This is a genomic window from Maricaulis sp. MIT060901 (genome assembly GCF_047123815.1).
Classification (GTDB): domain Bacteria; phylum Pseudomonadota; class Alphaproteobacteria; order Caulobacterales; family Maricaulaceae; genus Maricaulis.
This window is the reverse complement of record NZ_CP138920.1, coordinates 1,404,881-1,430,380: the sequence shown is the minus strand read 5'-3', so window position 1 is coordinate 1,430,380 and position 25,500 is coordinate 1,404,881. Positions and strand designations below refer to the sequence as shown.

At 59.4% G+C, this 25,500-nt stretch carries 20 protein-coding genes and 1 tRNA gene; 16 read left to right on the top strand and 5 right to left on the bottom strand.

The features are described from left to right. The first annotated feature begins 24 nt into the window (after window positions 1–24). From SIC17_RS07005 to SIC17_RS06995, 3 genes are all read left to right on the top strand, one after another. Window positions 25–924 (top strand): hypothetical protein, encoded by a 900-nt coding sequence (locus SIC17_RS07005; RefSeq protein ID WP_291890712.1) that lies wholly within the window; start codon window positions 25–27, stop codon window positions 922–924. A 188-nt stretch (window positions 925–1,112) separates the two neighbouring features. Then, window positions 1,113–2,180 carry a dipeptidase gene (locus tag SIC17_RS07000; RefSeq protein ID WP_412546805.1) on the top strand — a complete coding sequence of 356 codons (1,068 nt, stop codon included), beginning with the start codon at window positions 1,113–1,115 and terminating at the stop codon, window positions 2,178–2,180. After that, window positions 2,177–2,569 carry a YbaN family protein gene (locus tag SIC17_RS06995; RefSeq protein WP_291890710.1) on the top strand — a complete coding sequence of 131 codons (393 nt, stop codon included), beginning with the start codon at window positions 2,177–2,179 and terminating at the stop codon, window positions 2,567–2,569. The genes SIC17_RS07000 and SIC17_RS06995 overlap by 4 nt, the downstream gene beginning before the upstream one ends. Here SIC17_RS06995 and SIC17_RS06990 read toward each other — a convergent pair. Next, window positions 2,554–5,025: a zinc-dependent metalloprotease gene (locus SIC17_RS06990; RefSeq protein ID WP_412546804.1), complete on the bottom strand. Its 2,472-nt coding sequence runs from the start codon at window positions 5,023–5,025 to the stop codon at window positions 2,554–2,556. The genes SIC17_RS06995 and SIC17_RS06990 overlap by 16 nt on opposite strands. Window positions 5,026–5,178: 153 nt before the next feature. On the opposite strand from SIC17_RS06990, the gene SIC17_RS06985 reads away from it, so the two are divergent. After that, the gene (locus SIC17_RS06985; RefSeq protein ID WP_291890708.1) at window positions 5,179–6,102 is read left to right on the top strand and encodes a dihydrodipicolinate synthase family protein; all 924 of its coding nucleotides are present in this window, start codon (window positions 5,179–5,181) and stop codon (window positions 6,100–6,102) included. A 20-nt stretch (window positions 6,103–6,122) separates the two neighbouring features. Beyond that, a complete protein-coding gene (locus tag SIC17_RS06980) occupies window positions 6,123–7,121 on the top strand; it encodes a 4-hydroxyproline epimerase (RefSeq protein WP_412546803.1) in 999 nt (332 codons plus the stop codon). Here the strand turns inward: SIC17_RS06980 and SIC17_RS06975 are convergent, their stop codons facing one another. Then, the gene (locus tag SIC17_RS06975) at window positions 7,122–7,820 is read right to left on the bottom strand and encodes a GntR family transcriptional regulator (RefSeq protein WP_291890706.1); all 699 of its coding nucleotides are present in this window, start codon (window positions 7,818–7,820) and stop codon (window positions 7,122–7,124) included. It lies immediately after the preceding gene. Window positions 7,821–8,141: 321 nt separating this feature from the next. Here SIC17_RS06975 and SIC17_RS06970 point away from each other — a divergent pair, with 321 nt between their 5' ends. The 3 genes from SIC17_RS06970 (at window position 8,142) to ppa (ending at window position 14,690) form a co-directional block, all read left to right on the top strand. Next, complete coding sequence (locus SIC17_RS06970) at window positions 8,142–9,563, top strand: NAD(P)-dependent oxidoreductase (protein WP_412546802.1); 1,422 nt, start codon at window positions 8,142–8,144, stop codon at window positions 9,561–9,563. After that, the gene (gene gltB / locus SIC17_RS06965; RefSeq protein ID WP_412546801.1) at window positions 9,560–14,062 is read left to right on the top strand and encodes a glutamate synthase large subunit; all 4,503 of its coding nucleotides are present in this window, start codon (window positions 9,560–9,562) and stop codon (window positions 14,060–14,062) included. Before SIC17_RS06970 ends, gltB begins: the two co-directional genes overlap by 4 nt. 100 nt (window positions 14,063–14,162) lie before the next feature. Then, entirely contained in the window at window positions 14,163–14,690 is a 528-nt protein-coding gene (gene ppa, locus SIC17_RS06960) for an inorganic diphosphatase (protein ID WP_291890703.1), read from the top strand. A 39-nt stretch (window positions 14,691–14,729) separates the two neighbouring features. Here the strand turns inward: ppa and SIC17_RS06955 are convergent, their stop codons facing one another. Next, window positions 14,730–15,254, bottom strand: a complete 525-nt coding sequence (locus SIC17_RS06955) for an endonuclease V (RefSeq protein ID WP_412546800.1) — start codon at window positions 15,252–15,254, stop codon at window positions 14,730–14,732. A 240-nt stretch (window positions 15,255–15,494) separates the two neighbouring features. Here SIC17_RS06955 and serA point away from each other — a divergent pair, with 240 nt between their 5' ends. Then, window positions 15,495–16,703 (top strand): phosphoglycerate dehydrogenase, encoded by a 1,209-nt coding sequence (gene serA / locus SIC17_RS06950; protein ID WP_412546799.1) that lies wholly within the window; start codon window positions 15,495–15,497, stop codon window positions 16,701–16,703. On the opposite strand, the gene SIC17_RS06945 is transcribed toward serA, so the two are convergent. Both SIC17_RS06945 and SIC17_RS06940 read right to left on the bottom strand, forming a co-directional pair. Beyond that, the gene (locus SIC17_RS06945; protein WP_291890701.1) at window positions 16,704–17,375 is read right to left on the bottom strand and encodes an HAD-IB family phosphatase; all 672 of its coding nucleotides are present in this window, start codon (window positions 17,373–17,375) and stop codon (window positions 16,704–16,706) included. A 71-nt stretch (window positions 17,376–17,446) separates the two neighbouring features. Next, on the bottom strand, window positions 17,447–18,001 hold the full coding sequence (locus SIC17_RS06940) for a DUF1579 family protein (protein WP_412546798.1): 555 nt from the start codon (window positions 17,999–18,001) through the stop codon (window positions 17,447–17,449). 215 nt (window positions 18,002–18,216) lie between these two features. On the opposite strand from SIC17_RS06940, the gene SIC17_RS06935 reads away from it, so the two are divergent. From SIC17_RS06935 to SIC17_RS06905, 7 genes are all read left to right on the top strand, one after another. After that, window positions 18,217–18,307 (top strand) — tRNA-Ser (locus tag SIC17_RS06935). A gap of 238 nt (window positions 18,308–18,545) precedes the next feature. Then, window positions 18,546–19,244: an IS6 family transposase gene (locus SIC17_RS06930; protein WP_412546797.1), complete on the top strand. Its 699-nt coding sequence runs from the start codon at window positions 18,546–18,548 to the stop codon at window positions 19,242–19,244. 240 nt (window positions 19,245–19,484) lie between these two features. Next, the gene (locus SIC17_RS06925) at window positions 19,485–20,570 is read left to right on the top strand and encodes an alpha/beta hydrolase family protein (protein WP_412546796.1); all 1,086 of its coding nucleotides are present in this window, start codon (window positions 19,485–19,487) and stop codon (window positions 20,568–20,570) included. Window positions 20,571–20,995: 425 nt separating this feature from the next. Beyond that, complete coding sequence (locus tag SIC17_RS06920; protein WP_412546795.1) at window positions 20,996–21,982, top strand: sensor histidine kinase; 987 nt, start codon at window positions 20,996–20,998, stop codon at window positions 21,980–21,982. After that, on the top strand, window positions 21,972–22,697 hold the full coding sequence (locus SIC17_RS06915) for a LytR/AlgR family response regulator transcription factor (RefSeq protein WP_412546794.1): 726 nt from the start codon (window positions 21,972–21,974) through the stop codon (window positions 22,695–22,697). Before SIC17_RS06920 ends, SIC17_RS06915 begins: the two co-directional genes overlap by 11 nt. Before the next feature lie 422 nt (window positions 22,698–23,119). Next, window positions 23,120–23,785, top strand: coding sequence for a CPBP family intramembrane glutamic endopeptidase (locus SIC17_RS06910; RefSeq protein WP_412546793.1), 666 nt, complete (start codon window positions 23,120–23,122; stop codon window positions 23,783–23,785). A gap of 200 nt (window positions 23,786–23,985) precedes the next feature. Next, a complete protein-coding gene (locus tag SIC17_RS06905; protein ID WP_412546792.1) occupies window positions 23,986–25,434 on the top strand; it encodes an alpha/beta fold hydrolase in 1,449 nt (482 codons plus the stop codon). The last annotated feature ends 66 nt before the right edge of the window (window positions 25,435–25,500 follow it).

The window sequence follows — 25,500 nt, the reverse complement described above, 5'->3', positions numbered from 1 at the left end:
CGCATCAGGGAAAAGGGGATCAAGATGAAATATGTTCTTGCGATCTCGGCGAGTGTATTGGCGCTGGGAAGTAGTGCGTTTGCTCAGGATTTCACACAGCCGGCGACGGCTGGCAGCGTGTCGCTGAACTCCGGTTTCACACCGGATCCACACACGGCACAGATCACGTCCGGGGGAACGATTTCGGCTTCGAATGTCGGTGGAAACTGTCGTGGCTGGATTGCCAATGCGCCGGATTATTCGGTTTCGTACAGCGCGGGCAATCTGTTCGACCTGACAATTGGTGTCGATTCCAACAGTGATACGACGCTCGTTATCAATGACCCGAACGGCAACTGGTATTGCGACGATGATGGTGGCGAAGGTCTCAACCCGCTGATTTCATTCTCCAACCCGCTGTCAGGCCGTTACGACGTCTGGGTTGGTTCCTACCAGTCCGGCGAATATGCCAGCTCGACCCTGTCGGTTTCCGAAATCGGCGAAGTGGCCGAGCACTATGACCAGCCGACCGTCTATGGCCCGGATTACAGCCTGCCGGCCCTGTATGGTTCGGTCAGCCTGAATTCCGGATTTGCGCCCGACCCCTATCGTGTGAACGTGGTGTCCGGTGGCCAGTTTGCTGCGTCGGATGTTCGTTCGGGCTGCCGCGGTTGGGTCGCGGGCCCGCCGGACTTCGAGCTCAGCTTCTCGGCGGGTTCCCTGCCGCTGATTATTTCAGCGAATTCGAGTTCCGACACGACGCTTCTGATCAATGATCCGAACGGAAACTGGCACTGTGACGACGATGGCGGCAATGCCGGCCTCAATCCGGCGCTGACCTTCCACAATGCCATGTCCGGCACATATGACATCTGGATCGGTTCGTATCGCCAGGGCGAAAACGCCAATGCGAGCCTCTCCATTTCCGAGCTCTACAGCGAATAGTTCAACTCGTCTGACAATCGGAGAGGCCGCTGCGAGCCAGCGGCCTCTTTTTTTGTGTGGCAAACCCCGGCAAGCTGTTGGCACGGAGATTGTCATGCGCATCATTCTGTCCGCTCTTGTGGTTCTTGTTGCGGCCATCCTCATCGGGGTGTTCCGGATCCTGCCCGCCCATGTCGATAACGATATGAATGGCGTACATCCTCATGCGCCGTATCAGGTATCAGCCGAAGCGCGCGCTTCACGACGAGCTGCGTGTCGCGGACCTGCATTCGGACATGTTGCTGTGGATGCGCAATCCGCGTCGCTGGAATAATCGTGGCCATACCGACCTTCCGCGCCTAGCCCATTCCAATGTGCGCCTTCAGGTCTTTGCCAGTGTCACCAAGACGCCCTCCGGCCAGAATTACCAGAGCAACTCAGCCGACAGCGACAACATCACCGCGCTTGCAGTGGTTCAGCGCTGGCCGGTGGATACCTGGAATTCCCTGTTTGCCCGCGCGCGTTTCCATGCCCGCCGTTTGCAGCGTATTGAGCGTGCGGGCGACGAGCTGGTGATCGGTCGGACATCAGCTGACCTGCGAGCCGCCCTGGCCGATCCAGACGGGCCGATGGTGGCGCTGCTGGCGACGGAAGGCGCGCATTCCCTGGAAGGCGAGATCGATAATCTTCAACGGCTCCATGATGAAGGTTATCGGGTGCTCGGCCTGCATCACTTCTTTCACAACGAACTGGGTGGTTCCCTGCACGGCCTTGCAGGTGACGGGCTCAGTGCCTTTGGCGAGCAGGTCGTGTTGCAAGCTGTGGACATGGGAATGGTGATCGATGTGGCCCACTCCTCGCACCAGGTTGTGCGCGATGTGCTGGGCCTGATTGATGAGCCGGTCATCGTGTCCCACACCGGTATTCACGGTCACTGTCAGACCCAGCGCAACCTGCCGGATGCGCTGATGCGGGAGATCGCCGCTGCGGGCGGTCTGATCGGGATCGGTTTCTGGGCGGATGTGACCTGTGATGACAGTCCCGCCGGTGTCGCCCGGGCGATCACGGCAGCGGTCCAGCTGGTGGGAATCGATCACGTTGCGCTGGGCTCGGACTATGACGGCGCCATCACCGCCAGTTTCGACGGCGCAGAGCTCGCTGTACTTACGCACGAGCTTTTGCGTCAGGGTTTCTCTCGTGACGAGGTCGCGCTGATCATGGGCGAGAATGCGATCCGTTTCTTCCTCGCCAATCTGCCGGAGGGTGAGGGCGAATGATCCGTCGTGCCCTGTGGCTGATTTTCGGGCTGTTGATGACGGGGCTGGCGATTGCCGGCGCGCTGTTGCCACTCTTGCCCACGACGCCATTCCTGCTGCTGGCGGCCTATGCTTTCGCGCGCAGTTCCAAACGCCTGCATGACTGGCTGCTCAACCATAGAAGTTTCGGCCCGCTGATCCGCAATTGGCGTGACTATGGCGCCATTGATCGCAATTCCAAGATCATCGCCATCGCTGTGATGATCGGGGCTTTCGCCTTGAGCTGGTTCATGGGGCTGGGCTGGTGGATCCTTCTGACCCAGGCGCTGGTGCTCACGGCGTCCGCCACTTTCATTCTCTCCCGGCCCGGCGGACCGGGAGAGAAAGGCAAGAGTCAGCGTGCTCCGTAGAGAAGCTCGGCGCTGTCGCAATGCCAGCAACTGTCGGCACCGATCGGGCTGCCCGGCGGGATGGCGGTATCACTGTCAGCAAGGTCCTCGCCTTCACCAATGCGTGCCAAACCGGTCTCGATACGCTGCGCCAACCAGTTACGATGGGCGTTGGAGCCGCGGGACAGGAAGCGTGAAAGCCCGGTCAAACGCGCCCGGCCGAGGGAAGCCACGGCTGGATTATCCGAGCTGGCCAGGGCGAGAAGGCGATCGGCATATTCGGTCTGTACGGCTTCGCGAATGGGCGTCAGGCGTGCTGCCTCACCGCGCGGGGCGTTGAAGACCGCAGCTTCCACTGTGGAGAACAGCTCGTCCGGGCCCAGCTGGTTCTCATCGCGTGCGGACTGATCCGCGATGCGCGCCACCCGCCCCGAAGACAGCATGGCATTGAGGCTGATGCGGCTGGCAGCTGCCGCTGCGTCACGGCGACTGAAAGCCGGGTAGAGGGAGGAGTTGAACAACTCCCGCGTTGCCGCCGCGTCATAGTCTGCGAACGGAGCCGGTGCCAAAAGGGCCAGCGTCTGGTCGCTGATGTCCAGGAAGCCCGGTTCCAGCGTTGCTGTCAGGGCGGCCAGTGCATCGCGCTGGTCCGCAGCGGACGCGGTGCGCAGGCCGGCTGCACCAACGGCGTTTGTCTCATAGGCAAAGTGAACGCCGCCCAGTGTCTTGGCAGCGGCTTCGGCCTGGTAACGGTGATACAGATAGATCGGCGGGAAAACACCGCGCAGCGAGCTCAGCGGCTGGTCGGCCGCCATGACCTGCTGGCCGAAACCGGCCAGGGCGGCGTTGCGCACATCGATGATCTCGCGCAGCTCGGCGACGGGGTCAGGGCCATTGTCCCAGAGATTGGCCAGAGGGTGGGCCGCATTGCTGCCACGCGCATGCAGGTCGGTGATGTAGAGAAGGCCGTTATCGCGGGCGTCTTCCAGAACGCCCTCGATCAGGTTCGCCTCGGCGGCAGGTGTCGCGGCCTGGCCATAGAGCCAGGATATCGCCGTGATATCCCACTCTCCGATATCGGTGTCATAGGCCCGGGAGACATCAAACTCACCAGCGTCACTCATGCGCACCCAGGGGGCCGGGTAATCCATCACCGAGGCCCGGTTGTTAATGCTGGCCGCGAAATTATGGGCGAGGCCGATCGTGTGGCCGATTTCGTGGGCCGAAAGCTGGCGAATGCGGGCAAGAGCCAGTTCCAGCGGATCATTGGCGCCGCCGCTTCCTGTTCCGTCAACGCCGAGCAAACCTTCAAAGATCATGCGATCCTGGCGCACGCGCTGGCTGCCCAGGATGACGTGGCCCTTGATGATCTCGCCCGTGCGCGGGTCGATGACCGAGCCGCCATAGGACCAGCCGCGTGTCTGGCGGTGGACCCACTGGATCATGTTGTAGCGCACATCGGCCGGGTGAGCGCCTTCCGGCAGGAGCTCGACACGATAGGCGTTTTCAAAACCGGCAGCCTCGAAAGCCTGGCCCCACCAGTTGCCGCCCTCGATCAGGGCCTGGCGGATGACTTCCGGGGCGCCGCGGTCAACATAATAGACTATCGGTTCCACGACCGGGCCAGACGTGGCGGAGGGATCAATACGTTCCAGGCGGTGACGCAAGGCAAATGAGCGGCGGACCGGCTCGTCCAGCGGCGCGGCCATGTCATAGACGCTGGTGATGATGCTCCCGGCGCGGTCGTCGGCCATACGGGGTGTGTAGCCCGCATCCGGCAGGGCGACGAAGGAATGGTGTATCGTCAGCGTCACCGAATTTGGCGAAGGCGCTACCGCACGGACTTCCGATCCCGGTGAGGAGGATTGCAGGGTCAGGAGTGCGTCGATCTCTACGTTTTCGGGAAAGACCAGAACACTGTCGGTCAGCGGTGCACTGCGCCCGCCATCCACCGAGAAAGAACCCTGGCCGGAGCGCGACAGCGTGCGCGCCGTGCCAACCTGGTCACGTTCCAGGAAATCTGACAGGTCGATGAGAACACGACCATCGCTCTCCGCGATAATGTTGGTTTGCCAGATCACGGAGCGTGCGAAGCTCTGGCGCGTAGCGTCCGCTTCTTCCTCCCCGGCGCCCAGGGCGACATAACCCGTATTCTCGAACTCGGCGAAGACCTGGCCATTGACGCGGCTGAAACGCAGGATTTCCGAGCTGGAACCCAGTCCGCGATCGAGGCCAACAGGGTTGGAGCCGAGGCCAGAGGTCAGGCGGGCCGTGTAAATCATGCGTCCCAGCGAGCCGTCTGCCTGTGGCGTCAGCTCGACCAGCACACGACCGTTCGCAGTGTCGACATAGCTCGTCAGGAAACCTTCGCGGGCATCAAGACCATCAACGGCTTCGGAAATGCTCTCCTGGGCGAGCGCTATCGGGCTGACGCCAAGCGTGAGAATGGCAGCCAGAGTCGTAAGTTTTTTGTACATATGGAGTTCCCCTCTTGGCGCGAACGCTAGCTGCACCACGCCACGCTGTCATCACACAAAGCGTTTAACTGAAATAATTGTATATTGGATCCAATTTCTGTAGTATGGAAAATTGTGTTCCATTTCCTACGGGTTTGAATGAAGGGTGCGCAGATGAGCAAGATCGGATGGCGAGGCGTATTCCCCGCGGCAACGACGCAGTTCACGGAGGACCGCTCCGTGGACATTGAGGCAACCAAGCGGGTGGTCGACAATCTGGTGCGCGATGGCGTGCACGGCATCATTGCCATGGGCACTGTCGGGGAGAACAACTCCCTGCGCGCCGGCGAGAAACGCGATGTGCTCAAGGCGATCGCCGAGGTCGTGGCCGGGCGTGTGCCGGTCATCACCGGTGTGTCCGAGCTGACAACAGAGCTGGCTGAGAACTATGCGCGCGCCGCTGAAGAGATCGGTGCAGACGGTCTCATGCTGTTGCCGGCCATGGTCTATGTGCCGACGGAAGCCGAGCTGGAGGCGCATGTACGCCGTGTGGCCGGTGCCACCCGTCTGCCGATCATGCTCTACAACAACCCGCCCGCCTATCGCGTGTCCATCTCAATCGACACGCTGCAGCGCCTGTCCGATGTCGCGAACCTGGCTGCGATCAAGGAAAGCGCGCCCGATCCCCGTCGGATCACCGATATCATCAATGCCTGCGGCGAGCGCTATACGGTGTTTGCGGGTCTGGATGATGTGGCGCTTGAAGAGTTGTTGCTGGGTGCCGAGGGCTGGGTGTCCGGTCTCACCAACGCCTTCCCGCGTGAGTCCATCGCGCTCTGGGACGCATTCGAGGCGGGCGACCTGGTCCGGGCGCGCGAAATCTATCGCTGGTTCATGCCGCTGCTGCATCTCGATGCCGATCATGATCTGGTCCAGTCGATCAAGCTGGCCGAAGCGGTTATGGGGCGTGGATCAGAGCTGGTGCGCATGCCGCGCATGGAACTGACGGGGGCGCGTCGCGCCGAGGTGATCCGAATGGTTGAAGAGGCCCGTGATACGCGCCCGGTCAGCCAGCTGGATGCCATTCCGGCCCAATAAGGACGAGCGAGGGGCCGGGCATGCGCCATACATTCCTCTGTCTGGACGGGCATACCTGCGGGAACCCCGTCCGGGTGATCACCGGTGCTGTCCCGGCCCTTGCCGGCGAGACCATGGCGGAGCGCCGCCTGGATTTTCTTGCTCACCACGACTGGATTCGCACGGCCCTCATGTTCGAACCGCGCGGTCATGACATGATGTCCGGCTCCATACTTTATCCGCCAATCAGCAAGGGGGCCGATGCGGCAATCCTGTTTGTGGAGACATCCGGCGCACTGCCCATGTGCGGGCATGGCACGATCGGCACGATCACCATGGCGCTGGAGAACGGATACATTATGCCGAAAGACCGCTCCCGCGTGGTTCTGGACGCCCCGGCCGGACTGGTGCGCGCCGAAGTGGAATGGGATGGCGATCATGTCGCCGGGGTCCGTATCTTCAACGTGCCCAGCTTCCTTGATCAGTCCGAGGCAAAACTTGAGGTCGAGGGGCTCGGCGAACTGGTTGTCGACATCTCCTATGGCGGCAATTTCTACATCATTATCGAACCCCAAAAGAACTTCCCAGGCCTTGATGAGGTGGGTGTAGACTGGCTGCTGTCGCGCAGCCTCCAGGTGCGGGCCGCTGCATCTGCCCAGCTGAATTGCCAGCATCCGGAAAGTCCGGAAATCAGCGGTTTCCACCACGTGCTCTGGGCCGACAAGCCAAGATCAGCCCAAGCTCACGCGCGCAATGCGGTGTTCTACGGTGAGCGTGCAATCGATCGTTCTCCCTGTGGCACGGGCACAAGTGCGCGCATGGCCCAGCTGGCCGCGCGTGGTGAGCTCAGGCCCGGCGATGACTTCGTGCATGAGAGTATTATCGGGTCGCTGTTTCACGGGCGGGTGGAAAGCGCGGCGCGGGTCGGCGAATTCAACGCGATCTGTCCCAGCGTTCGGGGCTGGGCTGTGCAGACGGGTGTAAACACGATTTTTGTGGATGATCGAGACCCGTTCAAGCACGGGTTTGTGGTCAGCTGATCAGGCGTCCGCCAGGACCTGGCGCTCGCGCAGGGCTGCCAGCAGGGATGAGCGCGCATCCTGTATATGTTGCTGCAGGATCGAGCGAGCTTCCTCGCCATTGCCGCTGGTGAAGGCCTGCAGCATTTGATCGTGTTCGATATTAGCCCGATCCGGTGCCGAGCGCTCCAGCGATAATTGCAGGCGCACATAGCGATCGATATTGGCATTCAGACCGTCGAGCAGGGCCAGGGAGCGCGGCCGGGCGGACGCTGTGTAGAGCGACTTGTGGAATGCCCAGTTCAAGGCGCCCCAGTGTTCTTCATCTCCGGAAGAGTAGGCGTCCTGAACCGCCTTCAGTGCAGCTCTAGCGGTGTTTTTGTCCTGCTCGGTCGCATTCTCGATTGCACGCTGGATCAGATCGGTCTCGATGGCGAGGCGTAGGTCGAACAATTCCTCGGCTTCCTCGATCGACATGGCGCTGACGACAGCGCCGCGATGCGGATGGAATTCAACAAGACCTTCGGCTTCAAGCTGACGGAAGGCCTCACGGATCGGCATGCGGCTGACGCCGTAGGCCTCGGCAAGGGCTTCCTGGCGCAGCGGCTCGCCCGCGCGCAACTCGTTTTTCAGGATACGCTCACGTAGTTTTCCCGCCAGCGTGTCCACGACGCTGGTTTTCTGGATTGGGTCGGAAAAGCTGGGAGATGACTTGGGCAAGGATAAATCCTGAAATCTGGTTTTGGTTTTGTTTCTAGTTTCCGCAGACCTACAGCACAGACGGATGTCATTCAATAAGAAGCGCTCGTAATGGCTTCCAAATCAGACGGTTGCGAGAAATTCCTGGAAATTGTGCGGTGCGTCGTATGAGGCTTGGGTGGAAATTGCTTACGCCCGCGTAAACGACGAAAATAATACCTCCTATTCACCAAAGTTATCGCTACCACGGAATAATTCTCTATAAATTGTGACCAAGTCAAACTTGTGCGGTTGCGAAAATTATGCTGCGCTGCGTCAAAGCGAGTGTGGGAGGCGAGCGTTTTGCTGCGATTTGTAAACTTGGATCAGAACTACCCGAAAGCGCGCGACGCTCAGGACCGCAAGCAGGATTTCGAGGAAATCTATGCGGACTGGGCGGTGGATGCGGCGACGGGCCAGGCTTCCAGGTGTTCGCAGTGCGGCGTACCCTTCTGTCAGTCTGGTTGCCCGCTTGGCAACAACATTCCTGACTGGCTGATGCTGGCGGGCAATGACCGCTTGCACGACGCCTACCTGGCTTCCTCGGCGACCTCGACCATGCCGGAGATTTGTGGCCGGATCTGTCCCCAGGATCGGTTGTGCGAAGGCAGCTGTGTGATCGAGCAGTCCGGGCATGGTGCCGTGACAATCGGCAGTGTCGAGAAATTCATCACCGATACCGCCTGGCAGGAAGGCTGGATCGAGCCGATTAAGCCGGGTGTGCCAACAGGGGCCAGCATTGGCATCATCGGATCCGGTCCGGCGGGTCTGGCGGCCGCCGAGCGCCTGCGTGAAGCCGGGCACGCGGTTACCGTTTACGAACGCAGCGACCGCGCGGGCGGATTGCTGATGTACGGCATTCCGGGCTTCAAGCTCGAGAAGAGTGTCGTCGAGCGCCGCCTCAAACGCCTGGAAGAGGGAGGGGTCGAATTCCGCCTCAACTGCGATGTCGGCCAGGACGTGCCCTTCGCTGACCTGCGGGTCCGGCACAGCGCTGTCCTGATCTCGACCGGCGTGTATGCCGCGCGCAAGCTGACCTGTCCGGGCGCTGGCGAACAGCTTGTTCCAGCACTGGACTATCTCACGCGTTCCAATCGCGATGATCTGGGTGATGCCATTGACGAGGCAGGCCGCCTGGACGCGAGGGGCAAGCGCGTTGTGGTCGTTGGAGGCGGTGATACGGCGATGGATTGTGTGCGCACCGCGATCCGACAGGGGGCGAAAAGCGTGACCTGCCTGTATCGCCGCGACAAGGCCAACATGCCCGGTTCGGCCCGTGAAGTCCGCAATGCCGAGGAAGAGGGTGTCACCTTCGAATGGCTCGCCAATCCGATCGCGATCAATGATCACGGCGATGGTGTTCAGACGGTACGGGTTCAGCGCATGCGGCTGGGAGAAGCCGATGCGACGGGCCGCCGATCACCTGAAGCGGTTGAAGGCGATGTGTTTGACCTCGACGCGGATCTGGTTGTTGCTGCCTTGGGCTTTGAAGCGGAAGACCTCCCCAAGGCTTTTGCCAATGCTGATCTGGCGCGCGACCGCTGGGGCAATGTCGCGGCTGATCGCGATACCCGTATGACCAGCCTTGAGGGGGTATTTGTGGCCGGCGATATCTATCGCGGTGCGTCCCTTGTGGTCTGGGCGATCAAGGACGGGCTCGACGCTGCTCAATCCATCCAGGCCTATCTCGACAACCGCCAGGCCGTATTGGGAGCTGCCGAATGACCCGTTCTGTCAAAGATCAGCTGCATCGGCTCCAGAGCGCCGGCCTGCACCATCCTGAACATGAAAAAGATGCCTGTGGTGTCGGCCTTATCGCGGACGTCAACGGCAAACCACGTCGCGAGATCGTCGAGCTCGGTATCGCGGCGCTCAAGGCAGTCTGGCACCGCGGTGCTGTGGACGCTGATGGTTTGACCGGGGATGGTGCCGGCTTGCGTGTCGGTGTTCCCCAGGCGTTTTTCAAGAACGAGGTCGCTCGCACGGGCCACGAGCCGGAAGCCGGGGACGTTATCGTCGGCATGGTCTTCCTGCCGCGTACAGATTTCGCCGCCCGCGAGCGCGCCAGGGCCATCATCGAGGCGGAAATCCTGCGCGAAGGCCTCGCCTTTTATGGTTGGCGCCAGCCGCCTATCGACACTTCGGTCCTGGGTGAGAAAGCCCGTGCGACCCTGCCGGAGATCGAACAGGTCCTGTTTCGGGATCCGGTCGACCGGCATCCGGAAACCTTGTCTCGCTGCCTGTATCTCATACGCCGCCGTATCGAACGCCGGGCGCGAGAGGAAAATCTGCGCGAGCTCTATGTCTGTTCGCTCTCGCCGAAGGACATCATCTACAAGGGCCTGTTCCGGGCCCAGGATATCGATGCTTTCTATCTCGACCTCCGGGATCCGGAATTCGTCTCGCCCTTCGCGATCTTCCATCAGCGTTATTCCACCAATACCTTTCCGGAATGGCGCCTGGCGCAGCCCTTCCGCATGCTCGCGCATAATGGCGAGATCAACACGATCCGCGGCAATACCAACTGGATGCGATCGCACGAGCGTCATATCGCGGAAAAGGCCTTCCTGTCCGAGACGGATGATGTTCTGCCGGTGATCCAGCCCGGGGCGTCGGATTCGGCAGCGCTGGACCAGACGTTTGAGGTTCTGGTGCGGGCCGGCCGCACGGCGCCAATGGCCAAAACGCTGTTGATCCCCGAGGCCTGGTCCAAGCGGACCGATGTCATGCCGGAGAGCTGGCAGGCGTTGTACGGCTATTGCAATGCGGTGATGGAGCCCTGGGACGGGCCCGCGGCGATCGCCGCGTTTGATGGTCGCTGGGCCGTGGCAGGGCTGGACCGCAATGGCCTGCGCCCGATGCGTTATTCGCTGACCCATGATGGTATGCTGATCGTTGGCTCCGAGACGGGGATGGCACCCGTTGATGCGGAACGTATCGCCGAACGGGGTTCCGTCACCCCTGGGCGTCTGATTGCCCTGGATCTGGTCGAGGGACGCTTTTACCGCGAGCCGGAAATTCTGGACGAGCTGGCGAGCTCAGGCCCCTATCAGCGCTGGCTGGAGAGCGTCGAGGATATCGAACCGGTGGTCGGGCCGGGTGCCGAACCTGAACTGTTCAACGCGCAAGAGCGCCGGTCCCGCCAGGCCGCCGCCGGATTTTCTTTCGAGTCAATCGAGCTGGTGCTCAAGGAAATGGCGAAAGCCGGCAAGGAGGCTGTCGGTTCGATGGGGGATGATACGGCGCTCGCCGTACTGTCGGATCGCTATCGTCCGCTCAGCCACTTCTTCCGCCAGACCTTCTCCCAGGTCACCAACCCACCCATCGACCCCTTGCGGGAAGGCCGGGTGATGGGGTTGAAGACGCGTTTCCGCAATCTGGGCAATATTCTCGGTTTCGGAGAGCGCCAGTACAATGTGCTGGTTCTTGAAAGTCCAATCCTGACCAATGGCGCCTTTGACCGTCTGCGCACGCATCTTGGCCGCACGGTGCACGAGATCGACTGTACCTTCCCGGCAAAGACTGCGGCCGGTGACGGCCAGGCTATGCGCGATGCGCTGGCCTCGGTGATGGAACAGGCCGGTGAAGCCATTCGCGGTGGTGCGGGCCATCTTGTCCTCTCCGACATGGCGCAGGACGAAACCCGCCTGCCATTACCGATGATCTTGGTGGCGGGCGCTGTGCACGCGCATCTGACCAAGCAGGGCCTGCGCAATGCCTGTTCGATCAATGTGCGCACGGCCGAGTGTTTCGACGGCCATTACGCAGCTGTTCTGATCGGTCTGGGCGCGACGACCGTGAACCCATATCTCGCCTTTTCCACCGTGACCGCAGATCGTCCGGCCGTGGGCGGTGATGAATGGGCACGGGACCGCGCGCGTCATCTCAAGGAGGCGCTCGACGGTGCCCTTCTGAAAATCCTCTCCAAAATGGGGATTTCCATCATTTCCTCCTATCGCGGCGGCTGTAATTTCGAGGTGCTGGGTCTCTCACGCGCGCTGGTGGAAGCCTATCTGCCGGGCGTGGTCAGCCGGATTTCCGGTATTGGACTGCCGGGGCTGGAAGCGATCGCGGTCGATCTGCACGAACGCGCCTGGGCCAAACACGAAGCCCTGCCCGTGGGCGGTTTCTATACCCGCCGGTCCAGCGGCGAGCGCCATGCCCTTTCCGGCCAGGCTATCTCGGCCCTTCAGAAGGCTGTGCGCTATGAGGATCGTGATGCCTGGGCTGAATACCGCAAGGCGCTGGCAAGTGAAGGTCCGACGCAATTGCGCGACCTTCTGGAAATGCGCGCGCTGGGCCCCGAGGTGAGCCTGGAACGGGTCGAGAGTGTCAACGGTATCCGCAAGCGTTTCGTCACGCCGGGCATGTCGTTGGGAGCGCTTTCCCCGGAAGCCCATGCCGCACTGAATGTCGCCATGAACCGGATTGGTGCCAAGTCTGTCTCCGGCGAGGGTGGCGAGGACCCGGCGCGTTATGTCGCCCTGCCCAATGGAGACAATATGAATTCCGCGGTCAAACAGGTCGCCTCCGGGCGATTTGGGGTGACTGCGGAATATCTCAATCAGTGCCGCGAAATCGAGATCAAGGTCGCGCAGGGCGCCAAACCCGGTGAGGGCGGCCAGCTGCCCGGTTTCAAGGTCACTGACTTCATCGCCCGCATGCGCCTGTCGACGCCAGGCGTGTCGTTGATCTCGCCGCCGCCGCACCACGATATCTATTCCATCGAGGACCTGGCCCAGCTGATCTATGATCTCAAGCAGATCAATCCGGAAGCTCGAGTGGGCGTAAAGCTGGTTGCCTCTTCGGGCGTCGGTGCCGTTGCGGCGGGTGTTGCCAAGGCCAACGCCGATATAATCAATATATCCGGCTCGATCGGCGGTACGGGTGCTGCGGCACTGTCCTCGATCAAGTTTGCCGGCGGTCCGCTGGAGCTGGGCCTGGCGGAAGCGCATCAGATGCTCTCCCTCAACGGCCTGCGTGACCGTGTGACCCTGCGCGCTGACGGTGGTATCCGCACCGGCCGAGATATCGTCATCGCCGCCATGCTTGGAGCGGAGGAATTCGGGATTGGTACAGCGGCGCTGCTGGCTCTGGGCTGTCTGATGGTGCGCCAATGCCATTCCAATACCTGTCCCGTGGGTGTGTGTACCCAGGATGATGATCTGCGCGCCCGTTTCGGCGGGGCGCCGGATCATGTGGTCAATCTGATGACCTATCTGGCCGAGGATGTGCGCGAGATCCTGTCGGGACTGGGCGCCCAGTCCCTGGAGGATGTTATCGGCCGTTCCGACCTGCTCGACCAGGTCTCGCGCGGTTCCGAAGCGCTCGATGATCTTGATCTCAGCGCCATCATGATCCGTGCAGACGCGGCGGATCGCCCGGCCCGCTCGACCCGCAAACAGCGCAATGAAGTCGCGCCCAGCCTGGATGAACAGATCATCGAGGACGCCCAGCCGGTGTTCGAGCGCGGTGAGAAGATGCAGCTGGACTATGTGGTCCGCAATACCGATCGCGCGGTCGGCACCAAGACCTCCTCGCGCATTGTCCGAACCTTCGGCCCGGACGGGCTGGAAGACGGCAAGCTGACACTGAAGCTCCAGGGCTCTGCGGGGCAGTCACTGGGGGCCTTTGCGGCAAAGGGCCTGCGGATCAGTCTTTCCGGAGATGCCAATGACTATGTCGGCAAGGGCCTGTCCGGTGGCGAGGTCATCATCCGCCCGTATGAGGACCGTGGCGCGCATGACGTCATCATCGGCAATACCTGTCTTTATGGTGCGACCTCCGGCCGCCTCTTTGCTGCCGGCAAGGCGGGCCAGCGTTTTGCCGTTCGGAACTCCGGTGCGGAAACCGTGGTCGAGGGTTGTGGAACCAATGGGTGTGAATACATGACGGGCGGCGCGGCCGTGATCCTGGGGCCGGTCGGGGATAATTTTGCGGCTGGCATGACCGGGGGCGATGTCTTCCTCTACGACCCGGACAAGCGCCTGGAATCCCGACTGAATCGCGAAACCGTTGTCGAGCTGCCCCTCGACACCGGGGCCGAGCGCCGCTGCCGCCGGCTGATCGAGACCCATCTCGATCTCACCGGTTCACGGGTGGCTGCACGCATCCTGTCCAGCTGGACGGCCGAGAGGGCCCACTGGGTGCATTTGCGCGGCCGGGAAGTCGTCGCCCGCGAAGCCACGCAGACCGATGACGGGCCGGATGCCCGCTCTGCCTGATGCTGAAACTTCATATTGCGCCGCAGCGAACCCATTGGCGGTTTGCTGCGATAGGCGTATGAGGACAGGCAAATAGCTTCTCTGCTGGGAAATAAAGAAAATGCGCCTCGATAAAATTGCCGCTGGCATAAATCCGCCCGAAGACATCAATGTCATCATCGAAGTTCCGGTTGGCGGCCAGCCGGTCAAATACGAGATGGACAAGGACAGCGGCACCGTTTTTGTCGACCGCTTCCTGCACACGCCGATGCGCTATCCGTGCAATTACGGCTTCATGCCGCACACCCTGTCTGATGATGGCGATCCGATCGATGTCATGGTGCTTGGCCAGACGACCCTGGTTCCGGGCTGTGTCGTTCGCGCCCGTCCGATTGGCGTGCTCCTGATGGAAGACGAGAGCGGTCTGGACGAAAAGATCCTGGCCGCTCCGCACCAGAAGATCTCTTCCATGTATGACGAGGTGCTCGACTACACCGATGTCCAGAAGACGCTGATCGCCCGCATCGGTCACTTCTTCGAGCACTACAAGGATCTCGAGCCGAACAAATGGGTGAAGGTCCAGGGCTGGGAAGGTGCCGAGAAGGCCCGCCAGCTGATTCAGGAATCGATCGAGCGTGCCCAGAAATAGGTAGCGCAGATCCTTTTGGACAAGGCCCGCTGACCCCGGTCAGCGGGCTTTTTCGTGGCTGGCCATCACATCACGGCAAAGCCGGTCCACGCGCTTGAGCAGGGTGGGGATGCGGTGTTCCCCCGCCATGGTTTCAATCCGCCGGGCGGCGTCAGTCTGTTCCACCCGCGCAGCCGTCTCGAATAGTGGCGTCTTGCTGGTCCCGCGCAGGACGCGGGCCGAAAACGCGTCGCCCCGGAAGGCGTTCTTGGACACGCCCACAACGGGTATCTCGCCGCCCAGCGTTTCAAACAAACGCGCTCCGAGCCCCGGCCGCTGATCCGCGCTCAGCCAGACATATCCATCCACGATAATGGTTGCTGGTGGGCTTGGAAGCGCCCTGATGACGTTCAGCAGACAGGGCAGTTCACGCTTGTAGAACTCACCGGGTTTATAGGCTTCCGGAGCCCCTGTCCGGAGTTCGCTGATCTCCCGGCTGGCCGTGTCATCCGCCCAGTCCTTGAACAGGATGGCCGCTGTGCCGGATGCGGTCTGGCTGTAGGCAACGTCGAGTGCGATGAACATGGCGGTGGTCCGTGACTGCGCACACATGAAGGCGCCCCCCGAGGTGAGGGTCAAGCGGATGCGTGACAACTGCATGTGCTTCACTACTCAAGCGCGGTGGCGCGTGGGATCATACCCGCTCGCGCATGCATATTCGCAGGTCTGGTTCGCGCTAACATTTTTGCGTCAAGCGACGCTTGGCTCTGTTGCGGTGCAATGAAATGGCGCTAGTCTGGGGACGTCTCGAAAAAGGTGCGCCCGATGAGCCAGACCGCTGTCCTCTTTGAAAACATCCATCCGGTCGCTGACAAGCCGCTTCTGTCGGCCTCGCTGACGATTGAGCGCCATGGTGCCGCGCTGCCGGTTGCCGATCTGCACACGGCCCTCGGCGGCGCGACGGTGGCGGGGATCCGCTCGCGCACCAAGATGAATGCCGATGCCTTTGCCGCGGCATCAAGCCTGCTGGCGCTGGGCTGTTTCTGTATCGGCACCAACCAGGTTGATCTGGACGCGGCGGCCGGTCGGGGCATTCCGGTATTCAATGGCCCCTTTGGCAATACCCGATCCGTGGCCGAGCTGACCCTCGCTTCGGTGATCATGCTGATGCGCGGCGTGCCGCACCGATCCGAAGCTGCCAAGCGCGGTGAGTGGCGCAAGAATGCCGAACACTCCCACGAGGTGCGGGGCAAGAAGCTCGGCATTATCGGCTACGGCAATATCGGTTCCCAGCTCTCCGTCCTCGCCTCGGGTCTGGGCATGCATGTCTATTTCCACGATGTTGAGCCCAAGCTTGCGCACGGTAATGCACGATCGGTGGGATCTCTGGACGAATTGCTGGAGATTTCAGACGTCGTCACCATTCATGTCCCCTCCACGCCCCAGACCAAGGGCATGATGGGTGCTGAACAATTCGCCCGCATGAAGGCCGGCGCGCATTTCATCAACCAGGCGCGTGGCGACCTCGTTGATGTCGATGCGCTGGCCGCAGCCCTGGAGAGCGGCCACATCCGCGGTACGGCCGTGGACGTTTTTCCCAAGGAGCCGGCCTCCAAGGACGAGGCGTTTGTGTCTCCCCTGCAGAAATTCGAGAACGTCATTCTGACCCCGCATGTCGGCGGTTCCACCCTGGAGGCCCAGGCCGCCATCGGGGATGATGTGGCACTCAAGCTGGCGCGTTTCCTCAGCCAGGGCACGACCAAGGGCGCGGTTAATGTGCCCGAGCTTGATCCCGGTCCGCTCAGGCGGGGCGTTCGCCGTATCCTCAGCTTCCACGAGAACGCGCCGGGTTTCCTGTCGCGCTTCAACGATGCGGTCAGCGCGTCCGGCGCGAACATCGCCGCCCAGCGCCTGCAGACCATGGGACAGCTGGGTTATGCGACCGCTGATCTTGAAGGCGATCTTCCGGCGGGGTTCGTGGATCACATTGCGGCGCTGGACGGATCCATCGCGACCCGGCTCATCGAAGGCTGATTATCGCAGGGCCCTGGCGAGGGCGTCGACCGTGCGGACATATTCCGCGCCGGAATGCTCTGCCGCGGCCAGTACGACTTCGCGCTGGGCGATGGCGCCAAAACCGATGAAACGGTCTGCAGCACCCCCTTCATAGGCCTCGAAATCGGTCATGCCGTCGCCGACCATGATCACCTGTTCGAACTGCCCACCGATCAGGTTCAGCACATCCGTCTTGCCGCCATTGCGCGACAGGGGGATGTCGACATCCAGCCCGGTCACCCGGTCACCGTCGAAACTGAAACGGTTGGCGTGAACATGCGCCGGGCCAAAACCGAGATCGCCCAGGACCGGTTCGAGCAGGTCGACAAAACCACCGGAAATCGCGTGCAGCTCATCGCCGTCATCCCGCAGGGCTTTCAGCAGCGGTTTGAAACCCGGCGTGATCTGGCGACGCAGGGTCTCGGCGATATCCCCGACGAGATCGCGCGACAGGTCGGCAATGCCGATCCGCGTAAGCAGGCTGTCGCGCAGGGCGAGCGTGCCGGTCATGCCGGCCTGGGTCAGCTCATGCAGTCGAGCTTGCGCCGCGTCCCGGTCCGGATGCGATTGAAGGGCGTGTTCCACGGCCAGGTCGAGCGATTCCACACGCAGAAGGGTGGAATCGACATCAAAGGCGATCAGGCGATTCAATCCGGGCTCCCAACAGGCTAAGCCCAAGACAAGCCTGCTTTATCCCGGCGGGCAAGTGAAACCTGCCATGCCTAATTATCTATTCCGTAGCGGGTGCGGGAGATGCGCTGATAGGGACGCCATGTCTCGCCATTATCCGCCGTCATGTCGATCTGGAATACATTGGAATTCGGGCCGTCAATCCGGGTGGTCAGGCGGAAGGACAGGGATGTGCCATCAGGGTTCTCGAAACTGGTTCCGGAACGCAGATTGGTGAGGACCAGCGCTCCGTCCTCGTTCCACTCGCCCTCATAGATATCCATATTGCCCCAGGTGTCATCCATGACGGCGAGGCGGTAGAGGTCGCGGTTCTGGTCGTACTGGATGGTGGATTCCAGGCGGAAGGGATTGACCGGGTGTTCAGCCGGATCCTCGCGCAGGGCAAGTCCGCCGAGCATGTAGCGGATCTCCACCATTTCCTCGCCGGCGGTTTCCCATCCGCCATCGGGCTGCATGATTTCGATCGTTGCCACCCAGCTTCCGGCCAGCGATGCCAGTCGCGACATCTCTTCGCGCGCTTCCGCGCCGGGCGCAGGCGTGACCTGGATGGTGTTGAGTGTGGTGGCGAGGGCAAGGGCAAGCAACATGACAAAACTCCGTTTCAGAACCGCAACTTGTTCTAGCGTTCGGGCCGTGTGGCCGACCAGATCCGCTCATCCCTCCGCTGCCGATTTTCATCCCATTCCGCCGCCAGGCTGGATAAGCTGAGCCGGGAACTGACTCTGATGGCGATTTCGCTGCGTTTAGCTGAGCGAGACGGCTTGTGATTTGCCACTTAGCCGATATAGTCCGCGCCTCTTGCGGTGAGGTGGCCGAGTGGTCGAAGGCGCACGCCTGGAACGCGTGTAGGCGGTGTCCCCGTCTCGTGGGTTCGAATCCCACCCTCACCGCCACTATTCCCAAAACCGCAAATCCCCCCACGAGTTACGATTTTGGCGTTTGGCCGCCAGGCCAAAACGTTCCTATTACCTGTTCCTATTCCTCCCACTGGAGGCGGTCCAATGAGCGGCCGCCGGGTGCAACACCTCGTCGTGAGAGGGAAGAGCTTCCAGGTCCGGCTCTATATCCCGGTCGGGCTCTGTCAGAAGAAAATCGCTTGAGGGCGAAATCCCGGTTTCGTAGCTTCCGCGGATGCGTAATCCGTTCAGATATTTCAAGACGTCACCCGAGATCATCCGCCTTGCGGTGATGATGTATATCCGCTTCCCGTTGTCGCTTCGAAACGTCGAAGATCTGCTCCACGAACGCGGCATCGACATCACCCATGAGACGGTTCGCTTCTGGTGGAACCGGTTCGGTCCGATGTTTGCTTCGGAGATCCGGCGGAAGCGGGCTCAGCGGATGCGCGCCTGGCCCCAATGGCTGTGGCATTTGGACGAGGTTTTCGTGAAGATAAATGGCGTCACGCATTACCTCTGGCGGGCCGTTGATCACGAGGGCGAGGTGCTGGAGGCCTATGTCACAAAGACCCGGAATCGCAAAGCAGCATTGAAGTTTCTGCGCAAAGCGATGAAGCGCTACGGCAACCCGCAGGTCATCGTGACGGACCGCCTCCGTTCCTACAAGTCCGCGATGCGGGAGATCGGAAATGCAAGCCGCCAGGAAAGCGGGAGGTGGCTCAACAACAGGGCCGAAAACTCACACCAGCCATTGCGGCGACGAGAGAAAATCATGAACCGGTTCAGGTCGACGCGAAGTCTTCAAAAATTCGCCGCCATCCAATCGTCCGTCCATAACCACTTTAATCTCGAACGTCACTTTTACTCTCGATCAGACTTCAAGGAGAACCGCTCCACCGCCTTAGCCGAATGGCGTCAACTCGCGGCCTGAGCTAGGATCAAATCCGGTCTTTCGAGACCGATCCGGTTTTGTCTGACACCACCTACTCAAACCCTGCTCGAATGGTGTCAACTCGCGGCCTGAGTTAGGCTCGGTCCCGGTCTTTCGAGACCGATCCGTTTTCGTCTGACAGCACCGTTCGCTGCATATTCAAGCGTTTTTGCTGCACAGCTATGGTTTGGAGCGGTAACCTCTGTTTGACCGTGAACGCGCTAGCAAACGGAGACGGCCATGGCCTGGCTAAAGATATATTTTGTAACCTTGATGTTCGTGTTTGCGGGGACGGCTTGTGCAGTAGCGCAGGATAACACAACGCAGACCCGCGACTTTACCTTCGAAACGCAAGGCCAGACTCTGTCGGGCCTTATCGATACCCCGGCTTCAGGGAACGCCGAGGCTTTGATTATCTTCGTTCATGGATACGGCGGAACGGATATTCGCACACGTAACCCATATTCTCAGCTCCGCGACCGGTTCGCCGAATTAGGCATCACAACCGTTGTCTGGGACAAGCCGGGTCAAGGTGAAAGTGAAGGCGAATTCGATATCAACCAGCCGGTGGCATCAAGCGCTCAAGAGGTTGTCGATGCCGCCCGTCATCTGCGCGAAACGGGAGTGGCTGGGGCTGACAAGATCGGGCTTTGGGGGATTAGTCGGGCTGGCTGGATCGCCCCTCTGGCTCTGGCACAGGATTCAGAGATTTCGTTCTGGATTTCAGTTAGCGGGGCCACGGTTGAAGACAATTATTTCTACCTGCTCATGTCCAACCTTCCCTGCGAGGGTTCGAGCGAGGAAGAAGCGGCGACGATCCGTGAGGAGTGGCTTAACGGCTATCGTATCTTCCGATCTGGCGGCACACAGGATGAGTTCAGCGCAGCGACCGAAACGCTTCGAGCCAATGCCTATATTCAGAGTATGCGCGGAGATTGGTGGAACCAGATTGACTATGAGGCGGCCCAGCGAGAACTCATCGCCGCGGGTGATAGTGCCCCATATGACAAAGTGAATGGCCAGTTCATTTCCGTTCCAAACTTGGAGACCCTGCTCTCCAACTTGGATGTAGATACGCTTGCCTTGTTTGGCGATAGAGATCGCAACATCGACTGGCGTCAGGTCTATGCCCTCTATGACGAAACTTTGGGTCAGAACCCCGAAGCGAGCCTACAGCAACATGTGTTTGAAGGTGCCGATCACGTGATCACCTTGGCAGAAACGGGCTGCATACGGGAAATGAGGGCGCGTCAGAGCAGTGTTAAGCCGGACGGCTATTATCAGATGCAATTGGACTGGCTGCGTGAGGTGGTCCTCAGCGATTAGGAGCTACCGGTGCCGCTTACGCCGCAGTCCACAATCACTTCAAGCAAGACAGACCCCTGGAACGCCGATCCCGATTTAACGACCTTTGCCAGGCCGCTCTCACCCAGCGGCGTGGATTGGTGGACGGCTGGGCGCACGCGCCCCTAGTGAATAGAGACGTGTCCGCGTTAGTCTGACAGTGTCTGCAATGCCGTGAGAGTGGATCTGTCGAAGCGGTGGGCCGGATATTTTGGTCGGCTAGAATTTTATTGTTTGAAGGACCAAGCCTGTGGTTCGAGGATTGTACAAGTCAGTGATCGCGGTTCTCGAAAGCCCGATATTAAAGTCTCAGATTGCACGCGGCTTTCTGGTCATGATCTTGATGATCCTCCTAATCGAGTTGGTCATCTTCCTGGTCGTCTTCTTTCGAGTGGATTTGCCCCTTGATGTGTTCGCCGCCCTTCGCTTCGTCATTGCAGATTTTTTGGTTCTGGCTGGTTCTGGCACCGGCCATTTATGTGATCGCGAACCGGTTCCCGTTTACCCAGGTAAAGTACGCAATTTTTGTCCATGTGCCCGTGGGAATCGTTGCGTCGATGACGGTGCTCGCGGTGTCGACCTACTCTCAGAACCTGGTCAATCAGACCGGCGTCGATTTCTTTCCTGATATTCTCAATCGTTGGAACACGGATACGAAACTCACCTTTGTGTTTTACCTGCTGGTGGTCTTTGCGATCGCGGCAGCGAAGTATCAAGCCCAGCTCACAGAGGCGCGTGTTCAAGGTGTTGAATTGCGTGAACGCGAAGCACGACTGCAAAGCAATTTGAGGCAGATGCGTCTCGACACGCTAAATGCTCAACTCCAGCCTCACTTCTTGTTTAACGCGATGCATACGCTCTCCATCCTCCTGGAGAAGGACAAAGATCATGCACGCAATGGCCTGAAACGTCTTTCCAGCCTGCTGCGGTCGGCGCTCCGCGATAGCGTCCATGACAAGCACACCTTGCGCCATGAGCTGGAATGGGTCGAAAATTTCTTAGCCTTTGAGCGATTGCGCTTTGATATAGCGCTGGATTTCGAGGTTATTCTCGAAGACGGGCTCTATGACGTCCTGGTGCCGAATATGATGCTTCAGCCGCTAGTAGAAAACGCGTTGAAGCATGCTGATCCTCCATTAGAAGGATTGAAGCTTGTTGTTTCTGGCGACTGGATCGGACCTTCGAGGGCGCGACTTACAGTCAGCGATAACGGTGTCGCCTCACACAGCGTGTCGCTTTTGCCTGGCGATGGATTGCGATTGGTTCAGGAGCGCCTCTCCTCAGCCTTCTCCGGCGAGACGGAGTTGACAGTTGTGCGTCTGCCAGAGGGAGGGGTCAGAGCCACAGTCGCGTTCCCTGTACCTACAGCTTTGGAGCAGGTTGATGGGGCATAATCGTGTTCTCGTCGTCGAGGATGAACTCCATTCTCGTAATCAGATGGAAGCCTGGCTAAATGAGATTGAGGAAGTTGGCGAGGTGCGGACGGCCCGCGGTCTGGCAGATGCCAAAGCCGTCTTAAAAGAGTTCACGCCGTCTGTGATGTTTCTCGACATTGAGCTTGGCGATGGCAACAGCTTTGACCTGATAAACGCTGATACTCAGGCCAAGGTCATATTTACTACCGCTTATGATCTGTATGCGGTGAAGGCATTTCGCGTAAACGCCATAGATTACATCATGAAACCCTTTGATAAGGCCGATATCGTTGACGCGCTGGACCGTATTTCTGTGGGTGACCGGGCCGATCACTCCGCTCTTGAGGTCAAGAAGATCCTGCGGGTGAAACACAATGGACGGGTTCATTTTGTAGAGGCGAGTGACATATCCCTGATTAGCTCAGAGGATTATTACTCCGCACTACATGTCGGGGGTCGCGAGTTTTTGACGCGTAAATCTATCCGGGAGTTGACAGAAGAGCTTCAACCCCATGGGTTTCTGAGGATCCATCGCTCGACCATCGTGAATCTAAACTTTGTAATTTCTTCAAAGCGCCTGGTCTCGGGTGGTCTGGAAATCGGGTTGTCGGACGGCCGATCCACGACGGTCAGCCGCAATCAGATTGCTGCGTTCAACGCAGCGATGGAGGCGAAGCCTCATCGGGTCTCGTAGCTGCGCATAGAGGGGCAGGAACGGGTGAATACCTACAAGGTGTGCGGCGCTCGCTAAACATCTGAGACTTTTCGGTTTCACCTAACAGGACCCTTTCAGGTGCCTTTCGCTGCTGTTTTCATACCCTTCACGGAAATGAGGCTGAGAGCATGAGCCCAATGTGCTCATAAGTCTATGTCTATAATATTTTTGTGTATTACCTGTCCTCCCGGTGATGCACAAATATGGAACGTTCAGTAAGTCAAAATAGAAAATAAAAATCCATCCTGGTATCGTTTTTGACAATATAGATTTATGATTATTTTATATATAATCGTGATGAGTGTGGTTATTATTATAATTATGAATTAGATAATCTAGCGCTGTAGGAAAGTACCTCGTTTAAAGGTTTCGATTGAATGACGAAGGCAAGGGTTGAAGAAATGCAATTCAAACAACTGACGCTTCTGCGGAGTTATCTGGTGCCAGCAACCGCATGCGCGCTTTGTCTGGGCCTGTACTTCACCGGCAATTTCCAGATGGTTTATGCGGCGCTGATCGTTATCGTGGCGAGCTTTGTCGAACACGGCAAAAATGGCTTCCGGGCGCTTGGATTTCAAAGCAAAAACTTCAATGCGCTGAACCTTCTAGTCTTCGCTCCTCTCCTTGGCATCGCGATGTTTTGCCTATGGCTTTTTGTGCTGGTTCCAGGCGTGCCTATGATTACGGGTCAGCCGTTGGATTACTCAATTTTTGATCAATTTGTTGGCGACTTGCCTGCGGTGCTGTTTCTAGGGGGATATATTTGGGCTTCGGCCGCCTTCGGTGAAGAGATCGTCTTCAGAGGGTTTTTGATGCGCCAGTTCTCGAAGTTTTTCGGCAACAGCTGGTTCAGCCTGACGATTAACATTGTGCTCTTCGCGGTACTCTTTGGTTACCTGCATGCCTATCAGGGTCTGAGCGGTCAGATCGTCAGTGGCATAGGAGGCGCGATCTGGGCTCTGGTCTTCCACTTTCGCAAATCAGACTTGTGGGTCGTTATCTTCGGTCATGGGCTATACGACACTATGGCACTGGCCATGATCTATTTCGGGATCAGCCCGCAATAGTGTGGAAACCTCACCCTCGCTAGGTGGATGAGGCTCATATCGAAACCACGACGTGGATGAGCACTAACTGCATGGGCGCGCTATACCTTTGAGCTTTAGAGGCCTCTGCGACCTTTCATTTTCGCGCAACACCCATCCGACTCTTAAATGCAATCGCAACCTCGAAGGTTCGTACAAAGCCAATCCGGAGCACTGAAATTATGCGTCTATTTTCACTACTCTTTTTGATGGCGTCAGGCTTGATCTCGGCCTGTCAGGCACAGGACAGTGCGCAGGTAAATGGCGCTCCGGTTCCGCGATTTGAACCCGTCGGGCCGAATGGGGAGTTTCCAGTCCAGGTTCCGCCCGCGTTCGACTCCACGCTAGGCTGGCTTGTTGTTCGCGAAGATCGAACGGATCCGAACTCAGCAGAGATCAGACTACCTGTCGCAATCGTTCATGGTCGTTCAGAGGACCGGAGAAGCCCGGTCGTGTACCTGGCCGGTGGCCCTGGTACGTCGGCCATGAGGACTGCGGCGTTCCCGGGCGCGTACCCCTGGCTCGCCGACCGAGATTTCATTGTCTTTGGCCACCGCGGGACCCACTTCGCACAGCCGGCGCTCATGTGCCCTGAATACCGCGAGGCTGTCGCTGATGGATCTCAACTGATTGATTCTGTTCGCAACTGCAGAGAACGTCTCTTGGAAGACGGCGTCGATCTTGATCAGTATAATAGTGTCAGCATCGCCGCTGACCTTGAAGACCTTCGAACGACTTTGGGTATCACCACTTGGAATTTGTATGGCGGGTCATATGGGACCCGGCTCGCCCTCACCTACGCGAAAACCTATGGTGACAGCATAGATGCGATGGTGCTCGACTCGCCTCTTCCACCCAACGCCATCTATGATGACCAAAGCGCCGAAAATCTTGAAGCGGCCCTAAGGGCGGTGGCCAGGGATTGTGCGCAGCAAGTCGCGTGTGATGCGGCGTTCCCCGACCTGGAAAATCGGTTCTTTCAGACTCTGGACGAGGTGTCTCGCTCGCCAATCGAGTTGGAAGGAGTAGGAGAGGCGATCACGGCCCCAAGTCTTGCGGCATTCATTCCTTTGGGGTCCGAAAGTAGCGTGAGGCAAGCGCCTTTGGCGATGGACCTTGTAGCGCGACGCGATCCTTCACTCTTACGTTCAGCGACCGGCCCATGGCAAGCGGTAGACTTTGCATGGGGAATGCGTTTCTCGGTTTGGTGTAGTGAGGCTTTGCCCTTCAGCAACCGATTGGGGTCGGGCGGTCCCCGTGAGATTCTCGGTGGCTATGAGAGTGCTGCCATTAGCCCGGAAATCTGTAATGCCTGGGGTGTAGCACCTCTTGACGCAGACTTTGTAGAGCCCGTCTCGTCTGATGTTCCAACTCTCATAATCGCGGGTGAGTTTGATCATCTTACCCCCCCGCGATGGGGTGAGCTGGCCGCACAGACCTTGCCAAACAGCCTCGCGGTTACGGTCCGGGGAGGAAGCCATTCTTCCACCCAACAATGGGGTGGCGATGGGTGCGCAATGGCCCTTGCGTCTGAGTTCATTGATACGCCGGAACGTGTCTTGAGGTCGCCGGACGCCACTGACTGCCTGTCTAACAGGCCCGCTCCGGAATACGCGTTGAATCGAGACTGACTATAGGCCTTGCCATCATTGGAGCCTCTCCATGGCAGGGCCAGGTCGCAGACAGATCCACGACGA